Consider the following 24,452-nt stretch of genomic DNA (forward strand, 5'->3'; position numbering starts at 1 on the left):
CTCTGCTCCCGCCTTGGTGTCCATCCAGCCCATTCGACGGGAGGTTTCGAATGCACATCATGGAAGGCTTTTTGCCGCCAGCGCACGCGCTCGGCTGGGCAGCCGTTTCCTTACCTTTTCTGGCCTGGGGCCTGCGCGCCATCGGCCGCGACCTGCAGGCGCATCCTGAACGCCGCATGCTGCTCGGTGTGGCGGCGGCGTTCGCGTTTCTGCTGTCCGCGCTCAAGCTGCCGTCTGTGACGGGCAGTTGTTCGCACCCGACCGGGGTGGGTCTCGGCGCGGCGTTGTTTGGGCCGGTGGCGATGGTGCCGGTGGGTTTTGTGGTGCTGCTGTTCCAGGCGCTGTTGATGGCGCACGGCGGCTTGACCACGCTCGGTGCGAATGTGTTTTCGATGGCGATTGTGGGGCCGTTTGTGTCGTACGGCGTGCTGCGCGCGGTGGCCGCGATGGGCTTTTCGCGCTCGGTGGCGGTGTTCATGGCTGCCAGCCTGGGTGACCTGGCGACGTATGTGACCACGTCGGTGCAACTGGCGCTGGCGTTTCCGGCGGCGGTGGGCGGCTTTAGTGTGTCGTTCTTCAAATTTGCCGGCATCTTTGCGCTGACGCAGGTGCCGATCGCCATCAGCGAAGGTTTGCTGACGGTGCTGGTGGTGAACGCCATGGTGCGTTTCAACGCCCACGAACTGCGTTCGCTGCCGGTGATGATGCTGGGCGCGCGGAAGGGCGGCGCATGAAGGCCCGTACCGTGCTGGTATGGCTGGCTATCGTCGCGCTGACGGTGCTGCCTTTATGGCTGGTGAGCGCGCCGCCGGCCAATCAGGGTGGCGAAGCGTCTGCGCTGTTTGCCGGTGCGGACGACCGCGCGCAGCGCGCCATCGGCGATATCGCGCCGGGCTACAAGCCGTGGTTTGCGCCGGTGTTCGAGCCGGCCAGTGATGAAATCGCGTCGCTGCTGTTTGCGTTGCAAGCGGCCATCGGCGCCGGCGTGATCGGCTTCTGGCTCGGCCTCTCCGTCGCCCGCGAACGCGCATCGAAGGTCTCATCGCCGCAGGATCAACGTGCTGATTGAATCGTCGGCTTACGCCAGCCGGTGGCGCGATGTGGCACCTGCTGCCAAGGCGCTGTTTGCGCTGGCGGGCTTCGTCGCGGCCTGGCTGGCGCGCAGCCCTGTGGCATTCGCCGTGCTGACGGCCATGCTGGTGCTGGCCGCGTTGCTCGGCGCGCGCGTGCAACTGCGCAGCTACATCGCGGTCGCGCTGCCGCCGCTCGGCTTCCTGCTGCTGTCCTGCCTGACCATGCTGTTTGGCCCTGACGCCAACGGCCATTGGAACGTTACCACCACCATGCTGCCGACCATCGAGCATCTGGCCCTGCGCTCGTTCGCCATGCTGGCCGCGATGCTCGGCCTCGTGCTGACAACACCATTGCCCGACCTGCTCGCGCTGCTGCGCAAACTGCGCACGCCAGAACTGCTGCTCGACCTGATGGTGCTGTGCTACCGCATGCTGTTCGTCATGCGCCAGGCGTGGGACGAAAGCATCACCGCACAAACTGCGCGTCTCGGTTACCGCAACTGGCGCCAGGCCTGGCGCTCCACCGGCCTGCTGGCCGGCCAGATGGCAGTCCAGGTCTGGCAACGCGCCGCCGCGCTGCAAACCGCCGCCGACGCCCGCGTCTACCAGGGCACGCTGCGCTTCCTGCCAACCGCCTATCCGCAAGCCAGCCGCCAAATGACCAGCGCCGCACTGGCGGGCGTGCTGATGCTGGCCATCGCACTGGGAGACCGCCTGTGAGCGCGCCACTGCTGGAATTGCAAGCCGTCAGCTACGTCTACCCCGATGGCAGCGCGGGCCTGGACGACTGCACGCTGGCGCTGCACCGTGGCCGCCGCTACGCACTGCTGGGCGCCAATGGCGCCGGCAAGACCACCGTGCTGCAACACCTGAACGGCCTGTTGCGCCCCACCGCCGGCACGCTGCGCCAGGAAGGCCAACCGTTCGACTACAGCCGCAAAGGCCTCACCGCGCTGCGCACCCGCGTCGGCCTGGTGTTCCAGAACCCGGACCGCCAGTTGTTCTCCGCCTTGGTGGAAGAAGACGTTTCCTTCGGCCCCCTCAACCTCGGCCTGAGTGCGGAAGAGGTGCGCCAGCGCGTTGCCACCGCACTCGATGCGGTAGGCCTGCGCAGTCACGCCCGCCGCGCCGTGCACCAACTGAGCTTCGGCCAGAAAAAGCGCATCTGCATCGCCGGCGTGCTGGCGATGGAACCGGATGTGCTGCTGCTGGACGAACCCATGGCCGGTCTCGACGCCCCCATGCAAACCGAATTGACAGCACTGCTGGACCGACTCGCCGCGCGCGGCGTCACCATCCTGCTGTCCACCCACGACATCGACTTCGCACTGCGCTGGGCCGACGACATCCACGTGATGGCGGCCGGCCGCTGCATCGCCTCCGGCCCGGCGCAGCAACTGGCCACGCAGACTGACGTGCTGCAAGCGGCCGGCCAGCGACCACCGGCCGCACTGGCGCTGCACGCGGAACTGGTGGCTCTCGGCGTGCTGCCGAAAGGCCCGGCGCCCCGCAGTGTCGACGCCCTGCTGGATACGCTGCGCGCACTCAAACAATCAGGAGTAATCACTGCATGACCACCCTCGGAAAAATCTGGTTCGTCGGCGCCGGTCCCGGCGACCCGGAACTCATCACCGTCAAAGGCCAGAAGCTGCTGTCGCAAGCTGGTGCGGTGCTGTTTGCCGGTTCGCTGGTCGATCACGCCGTCACGCTATACGCGCCGCCCGGCTGCGCCATCCGCGACTCCAAGGACATGACGCTGGAAGACATGACCGCATGGCTGATCGACCAGGCCAGCCGGCACGCCACTGTGGTGCGCCTGCAGACCGGCGACCCGGCGCTGTACGGCGCGCTGATCGAACTGGCGCGGCCACTGACCGACGCCGGCATCGAATGGTCGGTGGTGCCGGGCGTGTCGTCGGCGATGGCCTCGATGGCCGCCGCCGGCGAATCCATGACGCTGCCCGAGGTGACGCAAACCGTCATCCTCACCCGCGTGGAAGGCCGCACGCCGATGCCGGAGGGCGAAGATCTCGCCAGCCTGGCAGCACACCGCACCACCATTTGCATCTTCCTGTCGATCACCTTGATGCACAAGGTGGAAACCGCATTGCGCGCCGCCGGCTGGGCCGAGGACGCGCCGATGCTGGTGGTGCACAAGGCCAGCTGGCCGGGCGAACAAAAAATCGTCCGCGGCACGCTGGCCGATATCAAACAGAAGTGCCGGGAGGCCGGCATTGCGAGCCAGGCGATGATCGTCGCCAGCCCCACGCTGGGCGCGCTGCACTGGGAAACCCTGGCGCGCTCCAAATTGTATGACCCTACATTTACCCATCGTTTCAGAAAGGCGAGCGCATGAACCAAGTTTCCAAGGACACGATCCTGATTGTCGGCCACGGTTCCCGCGAGGACTCCGGTAACCAGGAGATTCGTGAATTCACGGAGCAGTGGCGCGCGCGCCGTCCGGATTGGCGCATTGAGTTGTGCTTCATCGAGTTTGCGCCGCCGGAGATGAACGCCGCCTTGCTGAGCGCCGCGCGCAGTTCGCGCCGCGTGCTGGTGGTGCCGCTGATTCTGAACGCCGCCGGTCACGTCAAGATGGAGATTCCGGAAGCGATCGAACAGGCGCGTTTGGCTTGCCCGCAGACCGAGATTCTGTTGGCGCCACACCTGACGGCATGCGATCCGATCCTGGCGATCCTCAAGCGCCGCCTGCGCAAGGCCATGAACGCGCTGGATATGCCTGATCCAACCACCACTGGTGTGGTGGTGCTGGGTCGTGGCTCGTCCGACCGTGGCGCCAATGGCGAAATGGCCAAGATGGCGCGCTGGCTGCTGGAAGAGGGTGATCATGAATTGGTCGATCTGGCGTTCACCGGCATTACGTGGCCGCGCCTGGAGAAGGTCGTGCAGCGCCATGTGTTGCTGGGCATGCGCCAGATTGTGGTGCTGCCGTATTACCTGTACACCGGCACGCTGATGCAGCGCATTCATCGTCAGGTGGAACATCTGCGCGTGCAGTATCCGCAGGTACGCTTTGCTTGCAGTGAGCATTTCGGCTTTGAGAAAGAGATCTTTGAGCTGATGGACCAGCGCGTGGAAGATCTGCGCGCCGGTGTGCCGGATAGCCGCCTGCCGTGCGATGGCTGTACTTACCGCGTCATCGCGCATGATCTGGGCCACGGCCACTCGCACGCCCATACGCACGATCACGCACCGCATGATCACGCGCCCGGCCAGGAGCACGCGCACGAGGATCACGCCCATGCACACGGCGACCACGCGCATGACCACGCCCACGACCACGATCACGCGCATCACGACCATGCGCATCATGATCACGCACATGATCACGATCATCCACACGCCAAGTCTGAAAGCCATCCAGCATGAGCACCGTGAACACCGTCACCGAGCAGCTAACGCGCGCCGGCCAGGTTATTGAGCACGACAGCTTCGCCATCATTGACGCCGAAGTCGGTCCGCACACCTACACCGAAGGCCAGTGGCCGATCGTGCGCCGCATGATCCACGCCAACGCCGATTTCGATTTCAACGGCCTGACAGACTTCCATGCAGACGCGGTGGAAGCCGGCGTCCAGGCCATGCTGAAAGGCGGCACGCCCGTCGTCGCCGACGTTGAAATGATCTGCTCCGGCCTGTCGCAACCGCGCCTCGGCCACTTCGGCATGAAGCCCCACCAGTTCATCAGCGACCCGGACGTCATCGAAACCGCCAAAGCCGAAGACACCACGCGCGCCGTGCAAGCGATGCGCAAGGCGCACCGTCTCGGTCTGCTGGACAACGCCATCATCGGCATTGGCAACGCCCCTACCGCATTGATCGAGCTGGTACGCCTGATCCGCGAAGAAGGCGTCAAGCCTGCGCTGGTGGTCGGCATGCCGGTGGGCTTCGTCTCCGCCGCTGAATCCAAAGACCTGATGGCCGAACTGACCGACGTGCCGTGGATCGTCATCCGTGGCCGCAAGGGTGGCTCCACGCTGGTGGTGGCGACGCTGCATGCGCTGCTGTCGCTGGCCGAAGCCCGTCAAAAGGCCGCGCCATGAAGGAAAAAACGGCTGCCGAACGTGGCACCCGTACCGGTTTCACCACCGGCGCCTGTTCCGCTGCCGCTGCACGCGCGGCGGTGCTGGGTCTCGTCCACGGACAAGTACCGGCAGAAATCGAAAGCCTGCTACCCAACGGTAGCCGGGTGACGTTCGCCATCCATGACGGTAGCTGCGGCGATGGCCGCGCGCACGCCATGGTCGTCAAGTTTGCCGGCGACGATCCCGATTGCACCGACGGCGCACACATGACAGTCGACCTGCGCCTGCTGCCCGGTGAAGCCGGCGTGGTCTCGTACGTGGCAGGCGATGGCGTCGGCACCGTCACCATGAAAGGCCTCGGCCTGGAAGTGGGCGGTCCGGCCATCAATCCGGTCCCGCGCAAGAACATCGCCGACAACTTGCGCGAAGCCGCACCGGCGCTGTTGGCGGAACACGGCATCGAAGTCACCATCAGCGTGCCGGACGGTCAGGTGATGGCGAAGAAAACCACCAATGCCCGCCTGGGCATTTTGGGCGGCATCAGCATCCTCGGCACCACCGGCATCGTCAAGCCGTATTCCACCGCCGCGTGGCGCGCCAGCGTGGTGCAGGGCGTGCAGGTCGCCTCGACCGCCGGCTACAACCTGGTCGCGCTGACCACCGGCGGCCGCACCGAAACCTTCGCCATGACGACGCTGCGCGCTGAGCGTCCCGAACTGCCGTCCGCCTGCTTTGTGCAGATGGGCGACTTCCTGCGTTATGCGCTGGATGAAGTGGTCGCGCAAGGCATTGAGCTGGTGGTGATGGCGGTCATGGTCGGCAAGCTGACCAAGATCGCGCAAGGCGAAACCATCACCCACGCTAACCGCAGCGAAGTCGATACCGATCTGGTGGCGGAAATCGCCCGCCGCATCGGCGCCACAGAAGAAGACTGCGCCGCCATGGCCGCCGCCGAAACCGCGCGCTTCGGCGCAGAGCTGATGGTGGAACGCGGCCTGGGCGACGCCTTCCACCACGCACTGGCGCAAGCCGCCATCGACACGCTGACCGCGCCGGACCGCTATGGCCGCGCGTTCCAGTTGCGCGTGCTGGTGTGCGATTTCAGCGGCGTGCAGGTGGCGGACGTCTGGTCCGCGCCGGCCGAACCGCACGAACGTCCCGCCAGCGCTGGCCGCACAGGCGTCGATCACTTACCGGAAACCTAAGAATGGAAATCAAAGATCCCAATCCCTGCCGCGTCATCGGCGTGCTCGATGACGGCGTCGCCAGCCTGAACGCCACCGCACTGGCCTTGCTGCGCAGTGCTGATGTGATCATCGGCGGCGCGCGCACCCTGGCGCTGCTGGAACGCGAATTCAAAAGCGGCGCAGTGCGCCATGACCTCACCGGCAAGCTGAAAGAAGTGCCGGAGTGGGTCCGTGCCGCGCGCGCCGACAACCTGGCCTGTGTGGTGCTGGCCACCGGCGATCCACTGTGCCACGGCATTGCGCCGTATCTGGCGCAGCACCTGTGCGTGGAAGCGCTGGACATCCTGCCCAACCTGTCGACCTTGCAGCTGGCCTGTGCGCGCATCGGCCTGGCGTGGCAGGATGCGCGCATCGTCTCGGTGCACGCCAAGGACGCGGGCGAGTGGCAGCGCGGCGCCAAGCCGGGTCACGGCCTGTACGCGCTGGCGCAAGCCACACGCCAGCATGCGCGCCTGCTGATCCTGACCAGCCCTGACAACTCGCCCGACCGCATCGCGCGCCTGCTGGTGGCGGAAGGACTGGGCGACGACTTCCTGATGGCGGTGGCGGAAAACCTGCTGCAACCGGAAGAACGCGTGCTGGCCGAACTGACGCCGCAGCAAGCGGCCGAGATGAAGTTCGCCGCGCTCAACGTGGTGCTGTTGTGGCGCATAACGCCAGCCGCGCGGCCGGTGCGATTCGGCCTGGCCGATACGGAGTTTGCGCAACGCCAGCCGGAGAAAGGCCTGATCACCAAGCAGGAAGTCCGCGCCGTCAGTCTGGCGCGCCTGCAACTGCATGCGGACAGCGTGGTGTGGGACATCGGCGCCGGTTCCGGCTCGGTGGGGCTGGAGGCGGCGCGCCTTTGCCCGCAAGGCCACGTCTACGCGATTGAAAAGAACGACGCCGATTTCGGCATCGCTGGGCAGAATCACGCAGCCTTCGGCATCAGCAACTACAGTCTGCATCTTGGCAAAGCGCCGGAGCAGCTGGATACCTGGCCCGATCCGGATGCGGTCTTCATCGGCGGCTCCGGCGGCGAACTGGCGGGGCTTATCGCCGGCATCATCGCGCGCCTGCGTCCTCACGGCACGCTGGTGATGAACTTCGTCACGCTGGAAAACCTCGCCACCGCCACCGCCACGCTGCAAGCGATGGAAGGCGTCAGCTGGGACGTGCTGCAACTGCAAGCCGCGCGCAGCAAGCCTATCCTGCACATGCACCGCATGGCGGCCGAGAATCCGGTATGGATCGTCTGCGCGCGCCGGGAGGCCAAGAATGACTGATCAAGCGACTAAGCCCGGCACCCTGTGGGGCATCTCGCTCGGCCCCGGCGACCCAGGTCTGATCACGCGCGCCGCGTGGGAAGCGCTGCAACGTCGCGACACTATCTGGGTCTACCCGGCACGCAGCGGCAAGACGCCAAGCTACGCCTTCGACATCGTGGTGCGCTCCGGCGTCACGCCGCCGGAGCAGCACACGCAACTGCTGTTCCCCATGACGCATGACGGCGAAAAGCTTGGCCGCGCATGGCTGCGCGCCGCCGACACCGTGCTGCCATGGCTGCGCGAAGGCCGCGACGTGCTGTTCCTGGTTGAAGGTGACGCCAGTACCTACGCCACCTTCGGCCACCTTGCGCGAACGGTCAACGCCATCGACCCGCAGGTGCCGGTGCAGATCATCGCCGGCGTCAACTCCTTCACCGCCGCCTGCGCGAAAGTGCCGGTGCCGTTCTCGGAGCAGGACGACACGGTCGCCATCGTGCCGGCAGCCTATGGCGTTAGTGCAGTGGACCGCCTGCTGCCGGACTTCGACACGCTGATCCTGATGAAGGTGAAGCCCATCCTCGACGAATTGATCGACTGGATGGAGCGCCGCGACTTGCTGGACGGCGCGCACTTCATCGAACGCGTTGGCGCGCCGGACGAACGCCGCTTCAGCGGCAACGACATCCTGACGCTGCGCGGCACCAAGGTCAGTTACCTGTCGCTGCTGATCATCAAACACCCGCACCGCATTCGCGGTGAACGTATCAAGGGCTGCCTGCGCAAGGATGGCCCACAACCTCACTCCCTGGAGACCACTGCATGAGCACCATCATCAATCAGCCGGCACCGCGCGTATGCCTGGTCGCCATTACCAAGCACGGCGCCGCACAGGCCGCGCGCCTGGCCACCGACCTGCCGGAAGCGGACATCTGCACCTCGGCCAAATTCGCCGCCACGTTTGCGGAGGCCAGCAATACCGTGCGCGCCTACGACGGCGCACTGCGCGATGAAATTGGCCCGCTGTTCGCCGGTTACGACCAGATCATCTTCTTCGTTTCGCTGGGCGCCGTGGTGCGCCTGATCGCGCCGCACCTGCGCAGCAAGGACGAAGACCCAGGCATCATCGTGGTGGACGACGCCGGCCAGTACGTTATTCCGGTGTTGTCCGGCCACGTCGGCGGCGCCAACGAATGGAGCGAACGCGTGGCCGACCTGCTGGGCGCCGCGCCGGTGCTGACCACCGCGTCCGACGTCGGCCGCACCATCCCGGTCGATATCCTGGGACGCCACCTCGGTTGGAAGGTGGAAGCGCCGAAGATCAACATCACGCGCGTCTCGGCGCACGTCGTCAACGGCGAACCAATCGCCTTCGTGCAGGAAGCCGGCAGCCCGGATTGGTGGACCCGCCCGACGCCGCTGCCGGAGAACATCCACCGCTTCACCAGCTTTGACGACGTGCCGCTGGACCGCTACGCCGCGCTGCTGTGGGTCACGCACGCCGAAGTGCCAGCCGAACGCTGGACCGCGCTGACCGAACGCCTGGTGGTCTACCGTCCACCGCAGGAAGCATGAGTCCAGCGTTCACCATAGGCCTCGGCTGCGATCGCGGCGTGCTGCTGGTGACGGTGCGCGAAGCGGTGCAGGCCGCGCTGGCCGCCGCTGGCGCGCAGCCGCAGCAAGTGGTGGCCGCCGCCAGCATCACGCTGAAGAAGGACGAAGTGGCGCTGCTGGCGCTGGCCGAGGAAAACGGCTGGCCGCTGCACTTCTACGAAGCCGAACAACTGGCCGCAGTCGACGTGCCGCATCCATCCGAGACCGTGCGCAAGTACACCGGCACGCCATCGGTCAGCGAAGCGGCGGCGCTGCTGGCCGCCGGACCGAATACGCCGATGACCGCGCTGGTCGTCGAAAAACATAAACACAAAGGGACGGACGGCCGCAACGCCACCGTCTCCATCGCAAGGAAAACACCATGAGTGGAGCAGGAAAAATCATGCTGGTCGGGATTGGTCCCGGCAGCGTAGAACACATGACGCAACGCGCGCGTGACGCCATCGCCGAAGCGGATGTGGTGATCGGCTACGTCACCTACATCAAGCTGGTGGCGGATCTGATCGAAGGCAAGGAGATCATCCGCAAGTCGATGACCGAAGAGCTGGACCGCGCCATCAGCGCGCTGGAAGCGGCGCGCGCCGGCAAGAAGGTGGCGCTGATTTCGTCGGGCGATGCGGGCGTCTACGGCATGGCCGGGCCGACCTATGAAGTGCTGTTCCAGTCCGGCTGGACGCCGGACGATCCGGTGCAGGTGGAAATCATTCCCGGCGCCTCGGCACTGAACAGCTGCGCGGCCTTGGTTGGCGCGCCGCTGACGCACGACTTCTGCGCGATCTCCTTGTCCGACCTGCTGACGCCATGGCCGACCATCGCCCGCCGCCTGGACGCGGTGGCCATGGCCGATTTCGTGGTCGCGCTGTACAACCCGAAGAGTGGCCGCCGCACGCGCCAGATCGTTGAAGCACAACGCTTGTTCCTGCGCCATCGCCGTCCGGACACGCCGGTGGCCATCGTCAAGAGCGGCTACCGCCGTCGCCAGAACATCGTCTTCACCACGCTGGATTCGATGGCGGAAGCCGACATCGGCATGCTCAGCACCGTCCTGATCGGCAACAGCAATACCTTCGTGCGCTACGGCCTGATGGTGACGCCGCGCGGCTACGCCAACAAGTACGACATGGAAGAGGGCGGCGCCACGCGCGAAGGCGAGAAGGCAGGCCGTTCGCTGTCCACCGGCCTGCTGGGCTGGCTGGAGACGCTGCAAGCCGAACACGCGGCCGGCGACAGCATCGAGACGCTGGCTGCGCGCCACCGCCTGCCGGCCGACTACATCCGCGACACTTTGAATGAACCGGTGGAAGCCGAAGCCGCCGCCAGCGAGGAGAGCGAAGCATGACTGACGCCGTGATCAAGCCGAAAATCGGCAATTACTACCGCCACATCCTGATCTGCACCGGTCCGCGCTGCGCCCAGGACGGCGCCTCGCAGGCGCTGTTCGACAGTTTGGGCGACAAGTTCAAGGCGGCCGGACTGAACGAAGGCGAGTTGCGCGTCAAGCGCAGCCGGGTCAGCTGCTTTGCCGCCTGCAAGGGCGGTCCGATCATGTGCGTGCAGCCGGACGGCACCTGGTATTACAACGTTACGCCCGAGAATATGGACCGCATCATCGACGACCACCTGTGCAATGGCAAGCCGGTGGAAGAGCTGGTCTTCCACCAGGCGGGCAACACGGATTTTGAGCGATAACAAACGGTCGGCGTGCGGAATCTAGGGTCCCAAGCCAAAAGTGAGCTAAACTTCTACTTTCGCCGAACACATTTGGAGTTTTAATAAAATGGCATCAGTCAACAAAGTCATCATCGTCGGCAATCTGGGTCGCGATCCTGAAATTCGCTACATGCCTAGCGGTGATGCGATCGCCAACATCGCCGTGGCGACCTCGTATAAATCGAAAGACCGTAACACCGGTGAGCAGAAAGAGCTGACCGAGTGGCACCGTATTTCGTTCTTCGGCCGTCTGGCGGAAATCGTCGGCCAGTACCTGAAAAAAGGTTCGTCGGTCTACGTCGAAGGCCGTCTGCAGACCCGTAAGTACACCGATAAAGATGGCGTAGAGAAATACGCAACCGACATCATCGCGGAAAACATGCAGATGCTGGGCGGCCGCGCAGGTGGCGGCGACGCCGGCATGGATGACGGCAACAGCTACGGTGGCGGCGGCTACGAAGCCCCACCACAGCGCCAGGCGCCAGCCCCGCGTCCACAAATGGCGGCCCCGGCACCAGCACCGCGCCCAGCCCCACGTCCAGCACCGAACTTCTCGGATATGGATGATGATATTCCGTTCTAAAGCAGCTTAGCTTTGGAAAGTAAAAATCCCCATAACTCTTTGAATTTATGGGGATTTTTTACATTTTAGAGCAAGTAAAAGCGTCAATATAATTGGTCTATAATCGCTCTATAATTATCTATAAAGATAAGACCATGTCCCACTCGCCAGAATTGTTCCATCGACCGGAGCTTGCGGAGAGGATTGCCCGGCAAGTGTTGACTGTCGCAGTCGGCAGTGCCGCCAGTTCAGGGGTATTTCTCGCCGCGCCGCGGCGCACCGGTAAATCCACATTCTTACGCGAGGACCTGAGGCCGGCTTTTGAACGCGCTGACGCTCTCGTCGTTTATGCAGACTTGTGGGCCAACCCTACGGCAGATCCAGGCGAGGTGATTGTCGCGGCTATTCGGGCGATGCTGGCGACCAATGACGGTGTCGTCATGCGCCTTGCCAAAGCTTCCGGATTGAGCAAGATCGCTATCGGCGGTGCCGTCAATTTTGATCTGGATCGCGTAGGATTAAGCAAAGATATCTCGTTGACCGACGCACTTGTCGCGCTATCGGATGAGATCGAGCAGGTGATTGTCCTGGTCATCGACGAAGCCCAACACGCGATAACGACCGATGCCGGTATTGCCGCCCTATTTGCGCTGAAGGCGGCGCGTGATGAATTGAATAGTACGCATCATCATGGCTTGCGGCTAGTTTGTACGGGTTCAAATCGAGACAAGCTGGCAATGCTGCGCAATAGTAAGGACCAGGCATTTTATGGGGCGCCGATGGTCGATTTCCCGATGCTCGGCAAGGACTTCATCGCGTGGTTTTGTGAGAAAGCGGCGTTGCCGTTTCCGCTGCCGCCAGAAAGAATTTGGCCAGTCTTTGTGGCGGCCGGTTACCGCCCGGAGTTGCTGGGCGCCGCCGCCGATACGCTGCGGTTCAATTTCGACGTCAGCGCCGATACGGGGCCAGACAGGTTCGTTGACGCAGTAAGTCAGCTGGCGACGGAAATGAACCAAGTGCAGCGCAAGGTCATCCGTAGTTTGACGCCTATTCAGCAGGCAGTCCTACGGGTAATGGCTGTCACGGGAAGCAACTACGCGCCGTTTGAGGCTGCGACGATGGCGCTTTATCGGAAGGGTCTGCTTGAAGTAGCCGAGGATGACGTTAAAGTAGATGTGCCAAACGTTCAACAAGCGCTGATCGCGCTTCAGGAAAAGAAATTAGTCTGGCGCGCCGCCCGTGGCGTCTATGCCATTGAGGAGCAAGCGGTGACCGATATTCTCGCTTCAGACGGTCTGCTAACAGGTCTGGAACCCGCGTCAGAGTAGGTGGTCCGCCCCAGGTGGGAGCCGACCACCTAGCCGGATTATTTGCAGACGTAGGCCTTGCCGATCCACTCGCTGGTCATGCTCGTGCCTTGCTGCGACCCGACGATGTCGGTGGCTTTCCGGCGCTCAGGCCGACAAATACCGAGTCGGAACCGAGTGATTACTGGGCCGCCTGGCTGGCCAGCACATTGCCCTTCTTGTCGACCAGCTCGACCTTGAGGATTTGCGCCTGCACCACTTTCTTGCTAACGTCGGCGTCTTGGACGTAGCCGTACACCACCAGGTGCATAGACTCGTACTTGCTGCGCAAGCCTTCGATCACGCGCGCCTTGTCTTCTTCCGGCACGTTGAGGTAGCGGAAGCTGGCGCCGTTGTTGAAGCCGATCTTGTAACTGCTGTTGTCGCCGAAGTAGCGGTACGAGCCTTTTTCCCATATCGACGAATCGAGCGGGAAGCCTTTTTTCTCGAAGTCGTACTTCTGCACCGGGCTGGCAATCTCCAGCTTGACGTAGCGCTGTTGCGCTGCCTGCGCCACACCCGCGTCGATCTTCACTTTCAACGCTTTCAGCAGATCGCTTTTTTTGAATTCGTCGGAGGCAGTGGCGTAGTCGCGCGAGTAGCTGGTGGCCACTTCGTTGTAATCGATCGGCATGCCGGCTACGCCGAGGTAGGCGAACATCAGCTGGTTGCCGCTTTCGATGTCGGTGTAGCTGCTGGCCGGCGTGTTTGGATCGCCTTTCGGCAGGGCGGCACGCGCTTGCTCTTTGGCTTGTTCTGCCATGACAGCGGGTTTGGCGGCGTCGGCCAGGTTCGGCTTGGCGTCGGCGCCGGTCGGTGCGGTGGCGGCCTTGTCGCCGCAAGCGGCCAGCAGGGCCAGCGTCAGCAGGCTGGCGGCAGGGAGGATACGGAGTGAGTGGCGCATGATGGTTCCTTGATCAAATAAGAGTGGGTTCAAGCCTTGGCGGCCAGGAATTGGATGGCGCTGCGGCCGGCCAGGTACAAGCTGGCCGCCAGCGACAGGTAGCCGCCGATGCCGACGGAGATGGCGCGCATGGCTTCGCGCAGCATTTCGTTACCGACGCTTTCGGCCATGCGCGCGCCCTGGCCACCGCCGAACATGCTGGCGGCGCCTTGCGCCTGCTTCAGGCCGTCGCTGATGCCGAGGTAGACCATCAACGCCACCAGCAGCATGAAGGCCAGCGGCAGCAGGCCGCCCAGGTAGGCGCGCTTGTCTTTCCAGACTTGCGGCGCCAGCGGGGCGATCAGGGCGACGATGCACAGGAAGGCGTAGATGCCGCCACCGCCGCCGCCACCGGCGTCGCTAAAGCTGGTCATCAGTGTGGCCGGCGAGTTAAGCACGCCGAGAATTTTCCAGAACGACAGTCCGATGCGGTAGCTGGACGAGATCTGGATCGCTATGGTGTTGAGGAAGAACCAGCCGGCCACCAGTGCCGCCATGGCGACCAGTGTCGGCACGCCGAAACGCGCGGTCAGGCCAGCGGCCAGTTCGCCGCCCTTGGCCTTGGCTGCTTGCATCGCCAACTCTGCCTGTTCCTTGGCCAGTTGGGTGTCCGCCACCGGGACCACCGTCCGCAAGGCGCCGGCGTCATCGATGTCGGCTTCGACCACCAGGCCGACCTTGGGCGGCATATCCGACTTCCAGTGAGCCTCCAGCGTAAACGGATGCTGTACGCCGTCGATACTCAGCAGGCCGGGGCCGGCGTTGGTGTCCCGCAAAATCTTGCCGCGTTTTTTCATGATGCTGTTTCTCCTCTCCAGTTTCAGTGCCGCACACGCAGCCTGTCGCGGTGTTATTCGTAGCCTTGGAGAGCACGGTTCAAATTATTTTTTGTTTTTTGTATGTTGCCAAAAGATGATGATCTGACCCTATAATGTTTCTCATGATTACCAATCCCATCGTCATAAAATCCCGTCGGAGGCCGGCTTGAGTACGCCTACGCTGGCTCCCAGCGAACTGCTGGCGGCCATGGCCGGTGGCGACCAGCGCGCGCTCGACGCGCTGTATCGCGGCTGGTCGCGCAAGGTGCGGGTGTTTGCCCATGCCAGGCTGCTGCGTTGTGGATTGGATGCCGACGCCATCGCCGACGAGGTCACGGTGGATGTGTTTCATGATTTGTGGCGGGCGCCGCTGCGCTACGACGGCCGCATCGAATTCGCCAGCTGGCTGCTCACGCTAACGCGCAACAAGACGGTCGATCAGATTCGTCGCCACGGCAAGCGTCAGGCGGCGGAAGTGTTGCTGGATGAAGAGGGTGAGCTGGAGCAGGCAGCCGCCACCCACCTGGAGATGATGGCGCCCAGTCCGATGGTGTTGCAGGAGAATGCGCAGCGCCGCTCGGCGGTGATGAATTGCTTGCGCCGGCTGCGCAATCCGCTGCAGCGCGAGAGCCTGACGTTGTGGGCGTTGGAAGATTTGTCGGTGGTCGAGATCGCCCGCATTCAGGGGACGGTGGAGGGGACCGTCAAGAGCCGGCTGTTCCATGGCCGGCTCAATTTGCGCCAGTGCCTGGAGCGCTGGTTTGTACAGGAAGGTGGCCGTCATGGATGAGCAACAACGTTTGCTGGAGCGCTTGCCCGATTACCTCACTGGGCACGTCACCGGCGAGGATGCGGAGCGTATCGCGGCGTTGCTGGCTACCGATGCGGAATGGCAGGCGCAGGCCGCCATGCTGGATGATGTGCGCGGCGCCATCGCAGCGCAGATCGCGGCCATGGATAGCGATACCGGACTTGATGAACTGCATCGCCGCATCGCTGCCGCGCCGGCAGCCGAGGCCGACACCGCTGCGTCGCCACAGCAGTTGCAGGAGCCTCAGTCTGCACAGCCGCAGCGGCCGGCCAAGCCGCCACGCAACGCCTGGTGGCAGCGCCTGTTCGATCTGCGCCTGGTGCCGCAGTTCACGCCGGCCATCGTGGCGTCGCTGGTGGCGGTATGCGCGGCGCAGGGCTGGATGCTGGGCCACGCGCCCGACACCGATGTGGTCTGGCGCGACGCTCCGCTCAACGTCGCCGCACCGGCCGCCAACTTGCAGGTACGCTTCGCCGCTGACGCCAGTCTGGCGCAGGTAGAGGCCGCGCTGCTGCAAGCCCATGCCCGCATCGTCAGCGGGCCGCAGGGCGGACAGCGTTATCTGCTGCAAGCCGAGGACGCCACCGCCGCGTTGGCGCAACTGCGGGCCAACGCCGTGGTGGCCGAAGCCAGCATAATCCCGCCCGGACCGGCGGCGCCGCAACCCTGATGCGCGGCCGGCTGCTCGTCTTGTTGCTGGCTGCCGCCGCTGGCATCGGCGCACCAGCAGCGGCAGCCGAGCGCTACGCGCTGCTGGTCGGCGTCTCGGCCATGCCGGCCTTGCCGCGCAGCGCATGGTTGAACGGACCGCGTTACGACGTGCCGGCCATGCGCAGCGCGCTGCTGGCGCAAGGATTCTCCGCTACCCATATCATCAGCCTGGCCGACGGTGTCGACGGCGCGACAGCACCGACCCGCAGCGCCATCCTGGCCCAGCTGGCGCAACTCGGCAAAACGCTACGACCAGACGATGTGCTGGTGCTCTACTGGTCGGGCCACGGATTGCTGATGCCGGGACAGCCCGGTGTGTGGCAAACGCCATCCGGCCAGCAAGTGCATCTGCTGACGCGTGACGCCCGCATTGATGCGCATAGCCGGCAACTGTCCGGCAGCATCAGCAGCGCCGACATCGGCCGCACCATCGATGCGCTGGCGGCGCGGCAGGTGCACGTGGTGGCGCTATTCGATAGTTGTTATGCGGCTGGCAGCACGCGCGGCGATCCGGGTCTGGCGTGGCGCGGTCTGTCCAGCGCAGCGCTGGGATGGGCGCCACGGCCGGCCAGTCTGGGCGGCCGGCGTCCAGCTAGCGAACGTGCAGACATGCCGCAGCCGGATAGCGTGGTCTCGCCGCATGAGCGGCCGTTGTTCATCGGCTTCTTCGCCGCAGAGCCGCAGCAGCGCAGTGCCGAAGCGCTCAGCAGCGACTACGCCGGCCAGGCACGCGGCATCTTCACGCGCGCGCTGATTGCCGGTTTGGGCGATAGTCCGGCCAGCTATCTGGCATGGGCCAGCGCCACCAATCAGCACTACCGTGAGGCGCTGGACGCCCGACAGTTGCCGGCCAGCGCCCGGCCGTCGCCGGTGTATGCCGGCACCCTGGAGCAAGCGTTGTGGACGGCTGCCGGTGCGCCGGTGTTATGGCCGGTGCGGCAGGATGGACGCGGCTGGTATGTGCCTTATGGCCGTCTTGATGGCTTACAGGCGGGCGACCTGCTGCAGCGTGGCGCCAGCACCTGGCGCGTCACCGACGTCGGCTGGGGCGAGGCAAGGCTGGCCGTCGCAGACAGCGCGGCAACAGCCGGTGACGGTGCTAGCAGGTTGCTGGCCAACACCACACTTGACGGCGGTAGCACTGGCCTGCAACGGACCGGTGTGGCATCGACCGGCGGCTGGGCTAGCCGGCTGCCGGCCAACACGGCGGCTGCCAGCACCGCGTCTGGCGGAATTTCCGCCGGCGCGTCTACGGTTGCCATCCTCGGACGGCAGGGCGGCGCGCGGGCGGTTAGCGTCACGCTGCCCGGTCGTAGCGCGGTGCGCTTGCGCCTGGCGGATAAGGAATTGCCGGCCTTGCGGGCCCGCGCCGCCAGCATCGCCGCCTTGCTGGCGCTGCCATCGACCGCCGCCGCCGCACCGCTGCTGCAAGCGCGCATTGAGATTCAGGCACCCGGTCAGGCCGCCATCAGCCTGCCGTTTGCCGATCGCGACCTTGGCCCGCTGACGCCTGGTACTCGCCTGCGTGTGGTGGTGGAAAACGGTGGCGAGGATTCGGTCGATGCCGGCATTGTGCATCTACCGTTGAGCGGCCCGGCCACGCGCGTATTTCCGCCGTTTGAGGGCGACAGCAACCGGCTGCCGCCTGGCACGCCGGTTCAGATCAGCCGCTTTGAACGCGAGTTCGAGGTTACGGCGCAGGGGGCGGCCGGTGCGCCGGAATGGCTGGCGCTGGTCGCCGCGCCGGCTGTCAGTGGCGCCATGCCGCGCCGTTTCGCGTTGCTCGATGCCTTGCGCAGCAACCTTGCCGCGCCGGCCGAGCGTGGCGCTTCGCTGGCGGCCGGGCACAATCCAGATCAAGCGCAGGTGGCGCGCGTCAGTTGGCGCGTGGCGACAGGAGGCGGGCAATGAAGCGAAGCTTGCTGGCATGGGCCGCGTGGCTGTGTGTGGCGACCGCCGGATTGCCGGTCACGGCGCAGACATCGGCAGTGGCGTCTAATGCGGGCCCCTCCAGCGGTAGTTGCCACCCTGCTGCTGACGAATTGCTGGCGAAAGGCGATAAGGCGTTCGGAGAAGAGCGCTATCAGGATGCCATTCCATCCTTCGAGGAAGCGCTGCGCCTGTGCCGCGCGGCCGGCGATGTACGCGGCATCTCGGCGGCCCTGCTGGAGTATGGCCAGACGGTCCATCACCTGAACCGCTATGCCGACAGCGAGGCGGCGCTGCTGGAAGGCTGGGCATTGCGCCAAAAGATCGACAGCAGCGCAACACCGGACGGCGATCCCGACCGCGAAGGCGTGCACTATCCGGCAGAGCTGATGTACCTGTACCGCCAGTCCAGCCGTTTCGATCTTGCCTGGCAGTGGGGAGAAATAGCGCTGCGCGTCAAGGCGAAGTCGGAGGGCACCCGCACCAGTTCTTATGGCACCTTGCTGTCCAACCTGTCCGGCATCACGCTGATGACGCGTGACTATGCGCGCGGCCTGGTCTACGCCAAGGAGGCGATGGATATCTGGGAGCACACCTCCGGCACCGACAGTACCGACCACGCCTGGGGCATGCGCGACGTAGGCGTGTTGCTGCTCCGCCAAGGCAAGCAACAAGAGGCTTACTACTATCTGGAGCGCGCTTACCGCATCCGCCTGGCCGCTTTCGGTCAGGACCGCACTGAGACGCAGACCAGCACGCAAGACATGGCGGCCTGGTACACCGAGGCCGGCAACGATGCGGCGGCATTGACCTTCGCCGAACAGGGACTGGCCAGCGCGGTGCGGCGCTTCGGTCCCGAGTCGGTGAATTCCACGTATGCGCTGTCGCGCGTGTCGGCCATTCACCTGCGGTTGGGCGAGGCGGCACAGGCAGCCAGCGAGGCGGAACAGGTGCTGCGCATTCGTCGCGCGACCTTGGGCGAGCACCATGCGCAAACCATCAGCGCCTGGCAGGATGTAGCGAGCGCGCAGTTAGCGAATAACCGTTTGGGCCGCTCGGCAGCCGCAGCGCAGGCGGGATTTGACGCTTGCCGTGCGATGCCGGGTGGGATTGCCGCCTCGTGCGTCTGGCTCCAGCTGGCCCACGCCAAGGCGCTGCTGGCGCTGGGGCAGGCGCAGGCAGCGCTGGACGAGTCCGAACGTGCCGCCGCCGTGGCCCGGGCCGCGCAGGGAGAGTTGGGCGGTGATGAGCGTGTTGCCGCCATGCTGCGGGCGCAGGCGCTGCTGGCGCTGGGACGCTACGAGCAAGCCGAGAGCACACTGGCAGAGCTGGCGCAGCGCGTGGCGGCGTTGCCTGATCCGATGGCCAATGGCCAGACTGAAGTGGATCTGGCGCTGAATGCGGTACGTGCCGAACGGGCTGGCATCGATGCGCAGGCCTTGTCTGTGCTGGCCGAACGTGTTGGCGTGCTGGCGCAGCAGTTGGCTGGACAGCGTGGTCTGTCACATCCCACATATGCCAATGCGCTGCTCGATGCCGCCGCGTTGAATGCACGCGGTCCGGATCTGGCACTGGCGCGTCGGCAAAGCGCGCGCGCCATGGCGATTGGTCTGGCTAACCGCGCTACGTTGTTACAGGCGCGGGCGGCCGCGCAGTTGAGTGCGCTCGATGACGGCAATCAGGCTGTGTTTCTTGGCAAGCAGGCGGTGAATGCCTTGCAGTTGGCGCGCGAGAATATCACTGGCTTGCCGGTCGAGCAGCAGCATAGTTTTGTGCAGTTGAAGCAGGTAGCGTATCAACAGCTGGTTGATCGCTTGTTGGACCGGCGCCGCATCGGCGAAGCGGAAAGCGTGCTGGCGATGGTGGAGGAAAACGAATTCCACGATCTGGTGCGCGGCGCCGACACCAGCGCCGACGGCCGCCAGGATGCCCGCGTTGCGCGTCTCGGTTTCGATGGCATGGACCAGTTGGCGCAGCAGCAGTTTACGGCGCGCGCGCAGGCGTTGGAGCAAGCCGCCCAGGCGTTGGCGAAGGCACGCGAGCATCAGGCGCAGGGCAGCGCAGGCGGCGCGGCGGAGCTGGCGACGGCGCAGGCCGACATGCAGCGTTTGTTGGATGATGCCACGGCAGCATGGGGCGATCCGTCGGTACCCAGCGCCGCCATCGCTGCAACAGCGCCGGCTGAGCCTTCGGTCGCAGCACCGGCCACCGTCACGCGCGCGGCGTTGCCGGTGGGGCGGTTGCAGCTGACTTACCTGGTGAGCGAACGCCGGCTGCGCATAGTGGTTCAACATGACAGCGTTGCGCGCGTGGTGACGCTGGATGTCGATGAGGCTGTGTTGGCTCGGGAAATCGCCACGCTGCGGCGGCTGGCGCAAGATCCGGGCAAAGATCCGCGTCCGCAGGCACAGCGGCTGTACAACCAGCTGCTGGCGCCGGTGGCGCAGGAGTTGTCGCAGGCGCGCAGTTTGAGCCTGTCGCTGAACGGCGTGCTGCGCTATCTGCCGTTCGCCATGCTGCACGATGGCCGTCAATGGCTGGTGGAGCGTTTGCCGCTACAGGTCGCCGGCGGCGCCGACTCCAACGATATGCCGGCCGCCGCCAACACCCCGGCGCGCACGCATTCGGTGGCGCTGTTCGGCCAAAGCCAAGCCACCGACGATCTGCCGGCCCTGCCATACGTGGCGCGCGAGTTGCAAGCGGTGAGCGCCACCGAGCGCGCCGGCCATATTCCCAGCCAGACCTATCTGGACGGCAGCTTCACCGCCGCCACGTTGGAGCACGCGTTGCAACGCGACAGCATGGTCCACATCGCCAGCCACTTCGTGCTGCGCTCGGGTCGCGATGATGGTTCCTACCTGCTGCTTGGCAACGGCCAGCGTCTCAGCCTGGCGGAACTGGCGCAGCCGCGCTTCCGCTTCACCGGCCTGGACCTGCTAACCCTGTCCGCCTGCGAAACGGCGGTGCCGGCTGGCGTCGACGCCACCGGCCGTGAACTGGCCAGTCTGGCCTGGCTGGCGCGCGAACGCGGCGCGCGCAACGTGCTGGCCAGCCTGTGGCGCGTGTCCGACCGTTCCACCGCCACGCTGATGACCGACTTTTACCAGGCGTTGGGACGCGGCGCCAGCAAGCCGGAGGCACTGCGTCAGGCACAATTGCGACAGATCGCTAGCGCGGCGGCAACCGGCGCCGGACGCGCACGCGGCCTGAAACCGATCGACGCATCGGCGCCGGCGACGATGCCGGCCGGCACGCATAGCCATCCGTTCTACTGGGCCGGATTCACCATGCTGGGCAACTAAAAAACCATCCGCCGGATGCCGCGCCATATCTTTGGACAGGGGCGTCAACCGAACGCCTGATTCACCATTAAACTGACAAAATCACTTCCCGAGGTAACACCCTTTACACGAGGAAACCATGCGACTGCCACTGATCCCCCCATCTGAACTGAGCACCGAGCAAAAATCCCTGTACGACAGCATGCGCAAAGGCATCGCCAGCAACTTCAATGCGTTCCAGGTGGAGCGCGAAGACGGCGCCTTGATGGGCCCATGGAATCCATGGCTGCACGAGCCGGCTATCGGCAAGGCGATCTGGGATCTGACATTGGCCATGACCGCCAATGCCGTTCTGCCCGATAACGTGCGGCAGATTGCCATCCTGGTGGTCGGCGCGCGCTACGACGCTGCCTACGAGCTGTACGCTCATGTGGCGGTGGCCGAGAAGGAGGGCATGTCGCCCGAGCGCCTGGCGGCGCTGGTGGCGGACCTGAAGCCTACCGATTTGTCGAAGGAGGAAAATATCGCCTTCGATTTCTCGTATGCGCTGAGTCGCGGCGGCGTGCTGCCGGAGCCGCTGTACCGGCTGGCCATCGCAACCTTCGGCCAACATGGCACGAATGAGTTAATCTATCTGGTCGGCCTGTATGCGCTGGTCTCGACCACGTTGAACGGTTTCAACGTGCCGGTGCCGGAACGCGAATAAACGAGTCTCCCCTAACATCTCTTTTGAAGGAACATCATGAGTATTCAAGACAAAGTTGCTGTTGTTACCGGCGCCGCCAGCGGCATCGGCAAGGAAATCGCCACGGTATTTTTCAAGAACGGCGCCAAGGTCGTCATCGCCGACCTGAACCTGGCATCGGCGCAGGCGGCCGCCAAGGAACTCGACCCGTCGGGCGAACGCGTGATCGCGGTGGCGATGGATGTCACCAATGAAGAACAGGTCGATGCCGGCATCGCCGACGCAGCGGCCAAGCTGGGCGGCATTGACGTGCTGGTGTCCAACGCCGGCATCCAGATCGTCGCGCCGGTGGACACCTTCGCGTTCTCCGACTGGAAGAAAATGCTGGCGATTCACCTCGACGGCGCCTTCCTGACCACGCGCGCCTGCCTGCGCCTGATGTACGAGCAAAAACGCGGTGGCAGCATCATCTACATGGGTTCGGTGCACTCGAAAGAAGCGTCGAAGCTGAAAGCCCCGTACGTGACCGCCAAGCACGGCCTGGTCGGCCTGTGCAAGACCGTAGCCAAGGAAGGCGCCGCCCACGGCGTGCGCGCCAACGTCATCTGCCCCGGCTTCGTGCGCACCCCGCTGGTGGAGAAACAGATCCCCGAGCAAGCCAAGGAACTGGGCATCACGGAAGATGAAGTGGTCAAGAATGTGATGCTGAAGGAAACCGTCGACGGCGAATTCACCACCGTCGACGATGTCGCGCAAACCGCGCTGTTCCTGGCCGGTTTCCCGACCAACGCGCTGACCGGTCAATCGATCGTGGTCAGCCACGGCTGGTTCATGCAGTAATCAAAACACGTGCCGCACGCCCAGGTTGAAGGCGGCATTGCCGCTGCCAGCCTCGGTGTCGTTGCCCACCGTATAGCCAGCACCGTTGCGGTTGTTGATCTTGGCGTAGGCCAGATAGGTGCTGGTACGACGTGACCACGCATACGAGTAACCAAGCGCCAACTGGCTGGCGTCCTGATGCCATTGACGGTCGTCCTTGTGCAGATAGGACGTCATGACCGTGCCGCGCGCACCCACCGGGATGGTGGCGCCGATCAGCAGATCGCGGCTGTCGGTGGTCGGCTTGGGCGCATCCTTGTAACCGTAGGCGTTGGCCACCGGCAGCACCGCGCTGTTGAAGCCCTTATCCTGGCCGAACGCAAAGAACGCTTTCACGATATGAAAATCGTAGTTGGCGACGAATAGCGCGTTGTGGCCCAGGTCATGCGATACCGTCGCGGCGCCTGGCACCACGCTGTCGCTGTTGCGGTTGTTGTAGACCAGGCGCGCGTTCAGGTCGCCATTGCTGTAGGCCAGCGCCGCGCCGTACTGGCGGCCGGCCGACTGGTCGCCCTGCTGTTCACCCAGGCTGTAGGTGGCTTCGCCGGAAAAGCCGTATAGCGATGGCATCGCGTAAGCAATGGTGTTGCTGGTGCGCGTATTCGGTCCGGCCAGCGGGAACAGGTTCTTGGCGCTGCCCGCATAGCCCAGGCCGAATGGATCGCCGACTTCGCCCAAGGCCTTGTACATGGTGGTCTTCTGACGGCCCAGCGTCAGCATGCCGTAATCGCGGCTATTCAGGCCCACCAGCGACTGCCGGTTGGCGATGGAACCAGCGGCATCGGATTCGCCCGTATCCACCTTAACGCCGGACTCCAGGATAAACAGCGCACTCAGTCCGCCGCCCAGATCCTCGTTACCTTTGAAGCCCAGGCGGGAGGCCGAACCGACGCCGCTGGTCACCTTGTCCAGGTTACCGGCCGCGCCGCCACGTTCCGCCACCACGCCGGCATCGATGATGCCGTAGACCTGCACGTTCGATTGCGCTTGTGCGCCAGCGGCGATGGCGCCCAGCGCCACCACGCCGAATAATTTCTTCTTCATAGGCGCCCTCGCTTAGCCGCGGTACAGCGGGTTGCTGGCGACGTAGACTTCAATCGCGCCTGCGTCGAAGCCGGCTGGCGCAATCTTTTTCAGATCCACTTCGGTCACGTTCGGGTAGGTGTCGAAGTGCCAGGTGAAGCTTTTGCCTTGCTGGACGAACTGCACAGTCTCACCGTTCGTCACATTGACGTACCTGGTGCCTGCGTCGAGGTTGATGACGCGATCGCTGTAATTGTTACCGACCACTTGGCCGTAGTCGGCAGCATGGGCAGCGCTGATGGCGGCGGTGGCGATAGTCAGGGCAAACAGGGTGTTTTTCAGGGTGTTCATGGCATGGCTCCTTTGCGTTGAGAATGGAGCCAGTGTAGAGAACCGCCGCTGACACCAGCATGACGCTGCCATTACAAATTCATGACGCCATCATTGCAGAAAGATGGCAGCGAAAATGACCGAATTGTCATATCTCTGTCAGATTGCTGTCCCCCGGCTGCGACTAAAGTCAGGCTTTG

26 protein-coding genes are annotated in these 24,452 nt (G+C 64.5%); 22 read left to right on the forward strand and 4 right to left on the reverse strand.

From position 1 onward, the window contains the following. Positions 1 to 50: 50 nt before the first annotated feature. The 16 genes from GTP69_RS12525 (at position 51) to GTP69_RS12600 (ending at position 12,824) form a co-directional block, all read left to right on the forward strand. Entirely contained in the window at positions 51 to 734 is a 684-nt protein-coding gene (locus tag GTP69_RS12525; protein WP_110845827.1) for an energy-coupling factor ABC transporter permease, read from the forward strand. Beyond that, the gene (locus GTP69_RS12530) at positions 731 to 1,069 is read left to right on the forward strand and encodes an energy-coupling factor ABC transporter substrate-binding protein (protein ID WP_161055211.1); all 339 of its coding nucleotides are present in this window, start codon (positions 731 to 733) and stop codon (positions 1,067 to 1,069) included. The genes GTP69_RS12525 and GTP69_RS12530 overlap by 4 nt, the downstream gene beginning before the upstream one ends. Next, positions 1,059 to 1,793 carry a cobalt ECF transporter T component CbiQ gene (gene cbiQ / locus GTP69_RS12535; protein ID WP_161055212.1) on the forward strand — a complete coding sequence of 245 codons (735 nt, stop codon included), beginning with the start codon at positions 1,059 to 1,061 and terminating at the stop codon, positions 1,791 to 1,793. Before GTP69_RS12530 ends, cbiQ begins: the two co-directional genes overlap by 11 nt. After that, on the forward strand, positions 1,790 to 2,647 hold the full coding sequence (locus GTP69_RS12540) for an energy-coupling factor ABC transporter ATP-binding protein (RefSeq protein ID WP_161055213.1): 858 nt from the start codon (positions 1,790 to 1,792) through the stop codon (positions 2,645 to 2,647). Before cbiQ ends, GTP69_RS12540 begins: the two co-directional genes overlap by 4 nt. Beyond that, positions 2,644 to 3,429, forward strand: coding sequence for a precorrin-4 C(11)-methyltransferase (gene cobM / locus GTP69_RS12545; RefSeq protein WP_161051485.1), 786 nt, complete (start codon positions 2,644 to 2,646; stop codon positions 3,427 to 3,429). The genes GTP69_RS12540 and cobM overlap by 4 nt, the downstream gene beginning before the upstream one ends. Further along, the gene (locus GTP69_RS12550) at positions 3,426 to 4,463 is read left to right on the forward strand and encodes a sirohydrochlorin chelatase (protein WP_161055214.1); all 1,038 of its coding nucleotides are present in this window, start codon (positions 3,426 to 3,428) and stop codon (positions 4,461 to 4,463) included. Before cobM ends, GTP69_RS12550 begins: the two co-directional genes overlap by 4 nt. Continuing rightward, positions 4,460 to 5,137 carry a precorrin-8X methylmutase gene (locus tag GTP69_RS12555; protein ID WP_161051483.1) on the forward strand — a complete coding sequence of 226 codons (678 nt, stop codon included), beginning with the start codon at positions 4,460 to 4,462 and terminating at the stop codon, positions 5,135 to 5,137. The genes GTP69_RS12550 and GTP69_RS12555 overlap by 4 nt, the downstream gene beginning before the upstream one ends. Further along, a complete protein-coding gene (locus GTP69_RS12560) occupies positions 5,134 to 6,324 on the forward strand; it encodes a cobalt-precorrin-5B (C(1))-methyltransferase (protein WP_161055215.1) in 1,191 nt (396 codons plus the stop codon). The genes GTP69_RS12555 and GTP69_RS12560 overlap by 4 nt, the downstream gene beginning before the upstream one ends. Before the next feature lie 2 nt (positions 6,325 to 6,326). Beyond that, on the forward strand, positions 6,327 to 7,631 hold the full coding sequence (gene cbiE, locus GTP69_RS12565) for a precorrin-6y C5,15-methyltransferase (decarboxylating) subunit CbiE (RefSeq protein WP_161055216.1): 1,305 nt from the start codon (positions 6,327 to 6,329) through the stop codon (positions 7,629 to 7,631). Then, the gene (gene cobI / locus GTP69_RS12570) at positions 7,624 to 8,436 is read left to right on the forward strand and encodes a precorrin-2 C(20)-methyltransferase (protein WP_161055217.1); all 813 of its coding nucleotides are present in this window, start codon (positions 7,624 to 7,626) and stop codon (positions 8,434 to 8,436) included. The genes cbiE and cobI overlap by 8 nt, the downstream gene beginning before the upstream one ends. Continuing rightward, the gene (locus GTP69_RS12575; protein WP_202424397.1) at positions 8,433 to 9,185 is read left to right on the forward strand and encodes a cobalamin biosynthesis central domain-containing protein; all 753 of its coding nucleotides are present in this window, start codon (positions 8,433 to 8,435) and stop codon (positions 9,183 to 9,185) included. Before cobI ends, GTP69_RS12575 begins: the two co-directional genes overlap by 4 nt. After that, positions 9,182 to 9,589 (forward strand): cobalamin biosynthesis protein, encoded by a 408-nt coding sequence (locus GTP69_RS12580; RefSeq protein ID WP_161055218.1) that lies wholly within the window; start codon positions 9,182 to 9,184, stop codon positions 9,587 to 9,589. Before GTP69_RS12575 ends, GTP69_RS12580 begins: the two co-directional genes overlap by 4 nt. Continuing rightward, positions 9,586 to 10,563, forward strand: a complete 978-nt coding sequence (cobJ, locus tag GTP69_RS12585; protein ID WP_161055219.1) for a precorrin-3B C(17)-methyltransferase — start codon at positions 9,586 to 9,588, stop codon at positions 10,561 to 10,563. Before GTP69_RS12580 ends, cobJ begins: the two co-directional genes overlap by 4 nt. Beyond that, the gene (locus tag GTP69_RS12590) at positions 10,560 to 10,913 is read left to right on the forward strand and encodes a (2Fe-2S) ferredoxin domain-containing protein (RefSeq protein ID WP_161042986.1); all 354 of its coding nucleotides are present in this window, start codon (positions 10,560 to 10,562) and stop codon (positions 10,911 to 10,913) included. Before cobJ ends, GTP69_RS12590 begins: the two co-directional genes overlap by 4 nt. Before the next feature lie 88 nt (positions 10,914 to 11,001). After that, a complete protein-coding gene (gene ssb / locus GTP69_RS12595; RefSeq protein WP_161055220.1) occupies positions 11,002 to 11,517 on the forward strand; it encodes a single-stranded DNA-binding protein in 516 nt (171 codons plus the stop codon). 134 nt (positions 11,518 to 11,651) lie between these two features. Then, positions 11,652 to 12,824 carry an ATP-binding protein gene (locus GTP69_RS12600; protein WP_161055221.1) on the forward strand — a complete coding sequence of 391 codons (1,173 nt, stop codon included), beginning with the start codon at positions 11,652 to 11,654 and terminating at the stop codon, positions 12,822 to 12,824. 160 nt (positions 12,825 to 12,984) lie between these two features. Here GTP69_RS12600 and GTP69_RS12605 read toward each other — a convergent pair whose 3' ends face one another. Continuing rightward, on the reverse strand, positions 12,985 to 13,746 hold the full coding sequence (locus tag GTP69_RS12605) for a hypothetical protein (protein ID WP_161055222.1): 762 nt from the start codon (positions 13,744 to 13,746) through the stop codon (positions 12,985 to 12,987). Positions 13,747 to 13,775: 29 nt separating this feature from the next. Next, entirely contained in the window at positions 13,776 to 14,582 is an 807-nt protein-coding gene (locus GTP69_RS12610; RefSeq protein WP_161055223.1) for a hypothetical protein, read from the reverse strand. 187 nt (positions 14,583 to 14,769) lie between these two features. Here GTP69_RS12610 and GTP69_RS12615 point away from each other — a divergent pair, with 187 nt between their 5' ends. The 6 genes from GTP69_RS12615 to GTP69_RS12640 all read left to right on the forward strand — a co-directional run bounded on the left by GTP69_RS12615 (position 14,770) and on the right by GTP69_RS12640 (position 22,860). Next, complete coding sequence (locus GTP69_RS12615) at positions 14,770 to 15,393, forward strand: RNA polymerase sigma factor (protein ID WP_161055224.1); 624 nt, start codon at positions 14,770 to 14,772, stop codon at positions 15,391 to 15,393. Further along, positions 15,386 to 16,084 (forward strand): hypothetical protein, encoded by a 699-nt coding sequence (locus GTP69_RS12620; RefSeq protein ID WP_161055225.1) that lies wholly within the window; start codon positions 15,386 to 15,388, stop codon positions 16,082 to 16,084. Before GTP69_RS12615 ends, GTP69_RS12620 begins: the two co-directional genes overlap by 8 nt. Further along, positions 16,084 to 18,036 (forward strand): caspase family protein, encoded by a 1,953-nt coding sequence (locus GTP69_RS12625; protein WP_161055226.1) that lies wholly within the window; start codon positions 16,084 to 16,086, stop codon positions 18,034 to 18,036. The genes GTP69_RS12620 and GTP69_RS12625 overlap by 1 nt, the downstream gene beginning before the upstream one ends. Then, positions 18,033 to 21,356 (forward strand): CHAT domain-containing tetratricopeptide repeat protein, encoded by a 3,324-nt coding sequence (locus GTP69_RS12630; RefSeq protein ID WP_161055227.1) that lies wholly within the window; start codon positions 18,033 to 18,035, stop codon positions 21,354 to 21,356. The genes GTP69_RS12625 and GTP69_RS12630 overlap by 4 nt, the downstream gene beginning before the upstream one ends. Before the next feature lie 118 nt (positions 21,357 to 21,474). Then, complete coding sequence (locus GTP69_RS12635; RefSeq protein WP_161055228.1) at positions 21,475 to 22,041, forward strand: carboxymuconolactone decarboxylase family protein; 567 nt, start codon at positions 21,475 to 21,477, stop codon at positions 22,039 to 22,041. A gap of 36 nt (positions 22,042 to 22,077) precedes the next feature. After that, the gene (locus GTP69_RS12640) at positions 22,078 to 22,860 is read left to right on the forward strand and encodes a 3-hydroxybutyrate dehydrogenase (protein ID WP_161042976.1); all 783 of its coding nucleotides are present in this window, start codon (positions 22,078 to 22,080) and stop codon (positions 22,858 to 22,860) included. Here the strand turns inward: GTP69_RS12640 and GTP69_RS12645 are convergent, their stop codons facing one another. Together GTP69_RS12645 and GTP69_RS12650 are read right to left on the reverse strand one after the other, a co-directional pair. After that, positions 22,861 to 23,943, reverse strand: a complete 1,083-nt coding sequence (locus GTP69_RS12645; RefSeq protein ID WP_161055229.1) for a porin — start codon at positions 23,941 to 23,943, stop codon at positions 22,861 to 22,863. 12 nt (positions 23,944 to 23,955) lie between these two features. Further along, entirely contained in the window at positions 23,956 to 24,273 is a 318-nt protein-coding gene (locus GTP69_RS12650; RefSeq protein WP_161055230.1) for a CzcE family metal-binding protein, read from the reverse strand. Positions 24,274 to 24,452 lie beyond the last annotated feature (179 nt).

The organism is Duganella levis, from assembly GCF_009857605.1.
Classification (GTDB): Bacteria; Pseudomonadota; Gammaproteobacteria; order Burkholderiales; family Burkholderiaceae_D; genus Rugamonas; species Rugamonas levis.